This window comes from Parasphingorhabdus sp. (assembly GCF_048269915.1).
Lineage (GTDB): Bacteria > Pseudomonadota > Alphaproteobacteria > Sphingomonadales > Sphingomonadaceae > Parasphingorhabdus.
The window spans coordinates 55102-62599 of sequence record NZ_JBLWTY010000008.1 but is presented as its reverse complement, the minus strand read 5'-3'; the positions used below and the strand labels follow the sequence as shown (position 1 = coordinate 62599).

At 59.3% G+C, this 7498-nt stretch carries 6 protein-coding genes and 1 pseudogene; 5 read left to right on the top strand and 2 right to left on the bottom strand.

Going from position 1 to position 7498, the window contains the following annotated elements; all coding sequences use genetic code 11:
• From ACN0WX_RS14390 to ACN0WX_RS14375, 4 genes and pseudogenes are all read left to right on the top strand, one after another.
• Positions 1-291 (top strand): annotated as a pseudogene (locus ACN0WX_RS14390) (type II secretion system protein GspE); the annotation flags it as partial.
• A 65-nt stretch (positions 292-356) separates the two neighbouring features.
• Positions 357-1154 (top strand): tryptophan 2,3-dioxygenase, encoded by a 798-nt coding sequence (locus ACN0WX_RS14385; protein WP_417623037.1) that lies wholly within the window; start codon positions 357-359, stop codon positions 1152-1154.
• Positions 1151-2272 carry a class V aminotransferase gene (locus ACN0WX_RS14380; RefSeq protein ID WP_417623036.1) on the top strand — a complete coding sequence of 374 codons (1122 nt, stop codon included), beginning with the start codon at positions 1151-1153 and terminating at the stop codon, positions 2270-2272. Before ACN0WX_RS14385 ends, ACN0WX_RS14380 begins: the two co-directional genes overlap by 4 nt.
• A 142-nt stretch (positions 2273-2414) precedes the next feature.
• Positions 2415-3101 (top strand): crotonase/enoyl-CoA hydratase family protein, encoded by a 687-nt coding sequence (locus ACN0WX_RS14375; protein WP_417623035.1) that lies wholly within the window; start codon positions 2415-2417, stop codon positions 3099-3101.
• Between the two features lie 4 nt (positions 3102-3105).
• On the opposite strand, the gene ACN0WX_RS14370 is transcribed toward ACN0WX_RS14375, so the two are convergent.
• Together ACN0WX_RS14370 and ACN0WX_RS14365 are read right to left on the bottom strand one after the other, a co-directional pair.
• The gene (locus tag ACN0WX_RS14370) at positions 3106-3474 is read right to left on the bottom strand and encodes a VOC family protein (protein WP_417623034.1); all 369 of its coding nucleotides are present in this window, start codon (positions 3472-3474) and stop codon (positions 3106-3108) included.
• 23 nt (positions 3475-3497) lie between these two features.
• On the bottom strand, positions 3498-5444 hold the full coding sequence (locus tag ACN0WX_RS14365; RefSeq protein ID WP_417623033.1) for a S9 family peptidase: 1947 nt from the start codon (positions 5442-5444) through the stop codon (positions 3498-3500).
• Between the two features lie 72 nt (positions 5445-5516).
• On the opposite strand from ACN0WX_RS14365, the gene pabB reads away from it, so the two are divergent.
• Positions 5517-7382 carry an aminodeoxychorismate synthase component I gene (gene pabB, locus ACN0WX_RS14360; RefSeq protein WP_417623032.1) on the top strand — a complete coding sequence of 622 codons (1866 nt, stop codon included), beginning with the start codon at positions 5517-5519 and terminating at the stop codon, positions 7380-7382.
• The last annotated feature ends 116 nt before the right edge of the window (positions 7383-7498 follow it).

The window sequence follows — 7498 nt, the reverse complement described above, 5'->3', positions numbered from 1 at the left end:
CTGCTGGGCTTTGACAATGGCACGGTGGTCTATCGTGAGACCGGCTGCGAGCATTGCAACCACACCGGCTTCCAGGGCCGGATCGGGGTGTTCGAGGCGATCCGCATCGACGAGACCCTGCGCAAGCTCATCAACGATGGTGGGGATGAGGCACGCATCGCTGCCCATGCGTTTCTGCGCCAGCCCAATCTCGGCTCGGCTGCCCGCGCCCTGGTCCGCGAAGGGCTAACCACGGCGGAAGAAGGCATCAGAATATCCCGGCGCGAAAGCGAAGTGATACTGGTCGGTTAGCGGGTCCAGCCGCGTATCGACATGGGCTCTCTTCCCATTCCGACGACAGGGCGTTATTGTTGCGCATGACCGATACATCCACGATGACCTATGCGCGCTATCTGGCGCTCGACACGCTGCTCGATGCGCAGCATCCGCAATCCGGCGAAGATGATGAAATGCTGTTCATCATCATCCACCAGACCAAGGAGCTCTGGCTGAAGCAGATGATTCGCGAATTGCGTCTGGCGAAACGGCAAATTCAAAAAGATGCGCTGGTACCGGCTTATAAGGCTCTCGCCCGGGTGAGCCGGATTCAGGCAGTGATGACGCTGAGCTGGGATGTGCTTTCCACCATGACACCGAGCGATTATTCCCGTTTTCGCCATGTGCTCGGACCCAGTTCCGGCTTTCAGTCGGACCAGTTCCGTACGGTTGAATATCTGCTCGGTCTGAAGGACAAGGGCTTTCTGAAATATCAGGACGATCGACCCGAGGCGCAGGCGGCGATGCAAGCTGCGCTGACCGAACCAAGCATCTGGGACGAGGCGATTGCAGCCGTGGCAAGAGCGGGCTTTGACATTTCCGAAGACAGCCTGAGCCGGGATTTCGGAACCTCGCACAGTCCTTGCCCATCCGTCGAAAAGGCGTTTCTCCAAGTCTATCGCAATCCCGAAAAATATTGGGAACTGTATCAGCTGGCGGAAAAACTGGTCGATCTTGATGACGCCATGGCTACCTGGCGGCACAAACATGTGTTGACCGTCGAACGGATTATCGGCGGAAAAATGGGCACAGGCGGGACGGCGGGTGTTTCCTATTTGCAAAGCACTTTGCCCAAGCGCGCCTTTCCCGAACTATGGTCGCTGCGAACCCAGCTATGAGCTGGAAACATCTGTTCTCCAAGTCGCTGGCGGCCAACCCCGATCGCCTCCATTTTGCCGCGCACAGTCACCATCTCTGGCCCGATGCGAGCCATGACGGCCAATTGTCTGCCTGGCAGGATGCAGCGGCACTGGCAGATCACAAATGGGACAAGATCATGGGCCCGGTCTGGTCCGAAGCGCAGCAGCATGTTGCCGATGAGCTGAATCTCCCTGATCCCGCAACTTTATGCTTCGCGCCCAACACGCATGATTTTCTGGTCCGGCTAATGTCTGCCCTACCGACACGACCGGCAAAAGTGCTGGCGACCGACGGTGAGTTCCATAGCTTTCGCCGACAGATGACGCGCTGGGTCGAGGCGGGAGAAGTCGTGCTGGAAACGGTGTCGCCGGAGCGCTTGCTCGCAACCGCACGGTCTGGCGAATTTGACCTGGTCTTTGCCAGCCATGTGCTGTTCAATTCCGGTACCATCATTGCGGAGCTGGATCAGCTTGCCGCGCTGGCCCGTCCGGAAGGACCGTGGGTTGTTATCGATGGCTATCATGGCTTCATGGCGATTGAGACCAATCTGTCGCAAATCGCCGACCGGGTTTTCTATCTCGCGGGCGGCTATAAATATGCGATGGCGGGAGAGGGCGTTTGCTTTCTGCACGCGCCGCCCGGCTTTGCCGAACGGCCGGCGGTGACCGGCTGGTATGCTGCTTTCGATGATCTCTCCCTGCCGCCCGGTGATGTCGGCTATGCGCCGGATGGCCGGCGGTTTCTGGGCAGCACTTTTGACCCATCCGGCCTCTACCGGTATAATGCCGTGCAAGATATGTTGCGGAGCGAGGGGCTCACATCGGCGGTGATCTCTGATCATGTTGCAGGGCTGCAGGCGCAGTTTATGGAAGATGAGCCGCTAGCCGCATTTGATCTGCTCAACCCGCTCGATGGCCAGTCGCACGCACGTTTTCTGGCTTTTCGGGGAGAACAGGCACCCGCCCTTCACAAAATACTGGCGGACCGGAATGTTGTCACCGATGTCCGCGGTGATGTGCTGCGGATTGGCTTCGCGCTCTATCATGATCGTCAGGACGTGGCGCGTTTAGCAAAAATAATAGGGCAGATAGTCTGAACATTCTGCCGTTACGGCTTGTTTGCCTGCGCGCCTTTTTCATCGGTTTTCATAGCGCTTCGTACGGATTTTTCCATTGACCTGCGCGTTTTCCGCAATAGGCTTAACCGATCAATTAAATCGAGTTTGAGAAGGACAGGCAATGAGCATTTCCGTCGATATCCAGAATGATGTGGCCATGATTACCATGGACGATGGCAAAGCCAACGCCATCAATTTCACGGTGATGGAGGCGTTGAACGATGCAGTGGATAAAGCCGAAAGCGATGCCAAAGCGATTGTCCTGACGGGTCGCGAAGGACGTTTTTCCGGTGGTTTTGATCTCGGGATGATGGGCAGCTTTAACCGCGAAGATTCCGTTCGCTTGCTAGACCGGGCGTCGGAACTGGTGCTTCGTCTCTATGGTGGGCCACTGCCTGTGGTGGCAGCCTGCAATGGCCATGCGATTGCCATGGGCGTGTTCCTGCTGATGGCCTGCGACACACGGATAGGGGCGGCGGGTGATTTCAAGCTGGGCGCGAATGAATCGATTACCGGTATGACGCTTCCGGTATTTGCCGTCGAGCTTGCGCGTGGCCGGCTCAGTCCGCTGCATCAGACCCGGGCGATGATCCAGGCCTTCATCTACGATCCAAAGGGCGCGGTCGAGGCGGGCTATCTCGATATGCTGGTTGAACCTGACAAGCTGCAGGAACAAGCTGTCGGAATTGCCGGTCAGTTAGCGAAGCTGCCGGGCCACGCCTATGCCTATCAGAAATCAGCGATGCGCAAACCGGCACTGGACGCGATCCGGGCGAGCATCGGCAATCATCCCAATTTGCGCAACTAGCCCTCTAGCGGTGCTGGTCGATCAGGATCGGATTGCCATCGGGATCGGTTAGCATGATGCTGGCCGGGCCTTCGCTGCCTTCGGTTTTGCTGTCGAGCACGACACCGGCGGCGAGCATTGATTTTTGAATAGTGCGGACATCATCAAAGTCATCAATATTTTGCGCATTCTGATCCCAGCCGGGGTTGAAGGTCAGCATATTGCCTGAGAACATTCCTTCGAACAGGCCAATCACCGTCTCGCCATTTTTCAGGATCAACCATTTCTGCTCCTCGTTACCGCCGAACGGACTAAAGCCCAGCTTCTCGTAGAAGGCTTTTGACCGGGCAATATCCTTGACCGACAGGCTTATGGAAAAGGCTCCGAGTTTCATCGTCTTTCTCCCTGTTGGGGCGCCTAATTTCGATTTTCATCCAGCAGATATTTTTGCCAGAAAATCAGGCTCGCCCAGAATTGATAGTCGGCATTGGTCTTCTTGCGGAAACCATGCCCTTCATTTTCGGCGAGCAAATGCCAGGCGGGGCGTCCGTTGGCGCGCACGGCGGAAACGATCTGGTCGGCTTCGCTCGCCGGGACGCGCGGGTCATTGGCGCCGGTGACGACCATCAGCGGAATTTTAATCTCGCTGGCGCGGAGTAGCGGGCTGATTTCCTGCAGCTTGATGCGCTGTTCGGGGATACGTTCGTCGCCATATTCCGCTCGCCTCAGATCGCGGCGATAGGCCTGTGTGTTCTCCAGGAAAGTGACGAAATTGGAAATGCCGACTGTTTCCAGGCCGGCTTTCAGCCTTTTGCCATAGCGCAACATTGACGCCAGCGTCATATAGCCGCCATAGCTGCCGCCGGTCACGGCGATCCGCTTGGGGTCGATCTTGCGGTCCCTGCGCAGATGATCCAGAAATGCGCCGATGTCGAGCACACTATTTTCCCGCTGCCAGGGACCATTGTCGAGCGATACGAATCTTTTTCCAAAGCCGGTCGACCCCCGGACATTGGGATAGAAAATTGCGATGCCGAGCTCATTGACCAGATAATTGTCGCGGCCAAGAAAGCGCGGAGTAGCCTGGCCTTCGGGGCCGCCGTGAATATTGATGATCAGCGGTCGTTCTCCTTGGTGCCAGGCGGGATCGGGGCGGTAGAGGAATCCCGACATTTTCTCGCCGTCAAAACTTTCGATCTCGACCAGTTCGGGCGCGACATTGTCTGCCGTGTCCAGCCCGCCGGTTTCGCTCTTGGTCCAGCGCACAACCGTCAGCGTGTCCGGGTCTATGGCATAGGCATCGGTGCCGGTCCGGTTGCTGTTCAGGGTCAGGCCCAGCGCGCCCCAGGGCGCAAATTTCATGCCGCTCACCACCCCGGCCGGGAGCGCGTCCACCGCGCGGACTGCACCGCTTTTCATGTCATAGAATTTGAGCACCGAGCGGCCGGCCTGGTTGACTTCAAAGGCGATCCAGCGACCGTCGGGACTGATGTCGAAATCGGCGACGTCCCAGATTTTCTCGTCGATCAAGGGTTCAAACAGGGATGTTTCCAGATTGACAATGCCGAGGCGCTTGACGTCGCTGCCGTCGTCGGAAGCCGCCCAAAGCCTGCCATCCGGCGCAAATCGCAGCCCCTCATAGGCCACCGGCGTGCTGCTGTTGGTCAGCTTGCGCAGGCTGCCTTCGGCGATGTCGATCAGATAGAGCTGGTTTTCGGTGGCCGAGACATAGTTGAACACGAGCAGCTGCTTGTCGTCGGGCGAAAAATCAATCGGGAACCAGCCGCCCCCGGTGGAGGCGACCAGCATCCGGGCGCTCTCGGGATGGGCCGGGTTCATCAGATAAATATCGTTGTAAAGTCCCGTGCGCTTGTTCGAGCCGAAGGCGACCAGCTTGCCACTGCTCGACCAGGGGCCAAGGCTGTTGCGGCTTTTGCCGTCGGTGAGCAATTTGGGCTGGCCATTTTCCAGCGCGTAAATCTGGTTGACCTCGTTGCCCCCGCTGTCCTTCTGGAACAGCAAGGATGACCCGTCCGGGGCATAGCGGGCACTGCCCACCGGCTCGCTGGCAAAGGTCAATTGTTCCCGCCCTGCCATCGGTGCGGCGACCCGGTGCAGCTGGCGAGTGTCGGCAAAGCGGGTAGCGATCAGCATCGCCCGGCTTGCAGGATCCCAGTCGACAAAGCTGGCGGTACGATATTCCATATAGGGTCGCGTTTGCTCGACGATGTCCAGTGATATGTCGGGAATTTCGTCTGAGACCAGCGCTGCCGGTTGCGGGGCGAACTCCGCTGATGCCGCATGGGCAGGGCTGGCAAAAGCCAATAACGCCATGCCCATCTGACCCGCCAGCGCTAACCGCATTCCAATCACTCCCCCGTTTTTCTTTCGCCAATCTTATGGACGAATTGGGGGAAAAGCAATTAGGGGTGGGGCATGTTTGATGGAAATATGCCCTTCGTCCTGCTCGACGATGCCCGGGAGCAGGGCGCGGCTCCGGCGCGGCTCTACCGGGACCCGGTGGCGGTCCTGCGGGCCGACAGATTGGAAGAATTGGAAACATGTTTGCAGTCGGTCTCGGAGGCGCGGGCCGAGGGCTGTCATGTTGCCGGCTATCTGTCCTACGAGGCCGGACTGGGGCTGGAGGATCGGCTGCGCGGGCGGCTCCCAACAGACCGGCCTGCCCCCTTGATATGGTTCGGAATATTCCAAGAATACAAGCAATTAACAGAGTCTGACCTGTTGGAGAATCTGCCCGACCGCAACGGCGCCTGGCTTGGCCGGATCACCCCTGCCGTTTCGCGGACCATTTACGACGATTCTTTCCGGAAAGTGCGCGATTATATCCGATCCGGGGACATTTATCAGGCCAATCTGACCTTTCGTGCCACCGCCCGCCATGCCGGCCACCCGCTGGCGCTTTATGCCGCGATCCGCGAGCGGGCCAGGGCGGGCTATGGCGGCGTGGTGTTTGACGGGAGCAACTGGATGCTGTCCTTTTCGCCGGAGCTGTTCTTCGCGCTGAAAGACGGGCGGCTGACCGCCAAGCCGATGAAGGGCACGGCGGCACGGGTCGCCGAACCGCAGGCCGATGCGGCGGTGCAGGCGCAATTGCAGAGCGACCCCAAGCAGCGGGCGGAAAATCTGATGATCGTCGACCTGCTGCGCAACGACCTGTCGCGGGTGGCGGCACCGGGCAGCGTCAAGGTGCCCGAACTCTTCCATGTCGAAAGCTATCCGACCATCCACCAGATGACCTCAACGGTCACCGCGCAGCTGCAGGACGGGCTCGACGCGGTCGACGTGATCCGGCAGATTTTCCCCTGCGGATCGATCACCGGCGCCCCGAAAATCCGGGCGATGGAGGTTATCGACGAGCTGGAGCCCGACGCCCGCGGCATCTATTGCGGCTCGATCGGCCGGATCGATCCGCCGGATGACAAGGGCGGCTCCGACGCCGCCTTCAATGTCGCGATCCGTACCCTGTTCATTCCGCCCGGGCCGGACACCGCCGAAAAGGACACCGCCAAAAAGGAAGATGGCAAAAAGGAAGATGGCAAAAAGGAAGATGGCAAAGAAACGCTTTCCATCGGCCTCGGCTCTGGCATAGTGGCGGACTCAAACGGGGATGACGAATGGCGGGAATGTCTCGCCAAGGGGAGATTTGCGAAAGTGGATGCCAATGCACAGGATGGCCATCGGGTCGACCTGATCGAAACCATGGCCTTTGAACCCGCCAGCGGCATCAAGCGGCTGGAGGCGCATCTGGAACGGATGAAGCAAAGCGCCGCGGCGCTGGAGTTCGAATTCGACCGCCACGCCGCGCGCAACGCGATCCAGGCGATCACCTTTCACCAGGACAACCCGGCGATGGTCCGGCTGCACCTCGGCCAGTCCGGCGCGCTGGCGATCGAGCTGAAGCCAATGCCCGCCCCGCAGGACGGACCGGTCCCATGCCGGCTGGTACCGATGCAGGCCGACAGGGCGGACTTCCGCCTGCACCACAAGACCAGCGACCGGCGGGTTTACACGGTCGACGGACTGGCAGACGGCGTGCACCCGGTCTTTGTCGATGCGGACGGTTTCGTCACCGAAGGCGCTATCTGGAATGTGTTTGTCGAGCGCGACGGGGTGCTGTTGACGCCGCCTCTGGGCCGGGGCGTATTGCCGGGCGTGCTGAGGGCGGAACTGCTGGAGAGCGGGCAGGCGGTCGAGGCGGATTTGCGCGCGGAGGATTTGGCTGGCGGGTTTCTGGTGGGGAATAGTGTGCGGGGGTTGGTTGGGGGTGCGGTGGCGGGTTAGTGTGCTGTCACCAAGAACCCGAGCGGATGAAAATGGTTCGTTTGCATTAACCAAGAGGTAGAGGCCGTCATTGGCAATGACGAGGTCGCGAGTTCAATTCTCGCGAGTGGCACCAT

Coding starts and splice junctions, on each gene's coding strand:
- ACN0WX_RS14385 (WP_417623037.1), top strand. CDS start 357: ATGACCGATACATCCACGATGACCTATGCGCGCTATCTGGCGCTCGAC.
- ACN0WX_RS14380 (WP_417623036.1), top strand. CDS start 1,151: ATGAGCTGGAAACATCTGTTCTCCAAGTCGCTGGCGGCCAACCCCGAT.
- ACN0WX_RS14375 (WP_417623035.1), top strand. CDS start 2,415: ATGAGCATTTCCGTCGATATCCAGAATGATGTGGCCATGATTACCATG.
- ACN0WX_RS14370 (WP_417623034.1), bottom strand. CDS start 3,474: ATGAAACTCGGAGCCTTTTCCATAAGCCTGTCGGTCAAGGATATTGCC.
- ACN0WX_RS14365 (WP_417623033.1), bottom strand. CDS start 5,444: ATGCGGTTAGCGCTGGCGGGTCAGATGGGCATGGCGTTATTGGCTTTT.
- pabB (WP_417623032.1), top strand. CDS start 5,517: ATGTTTGATGGAAATATGCCCTTCGTCCTGCTCGACGATGCCCGGGAG.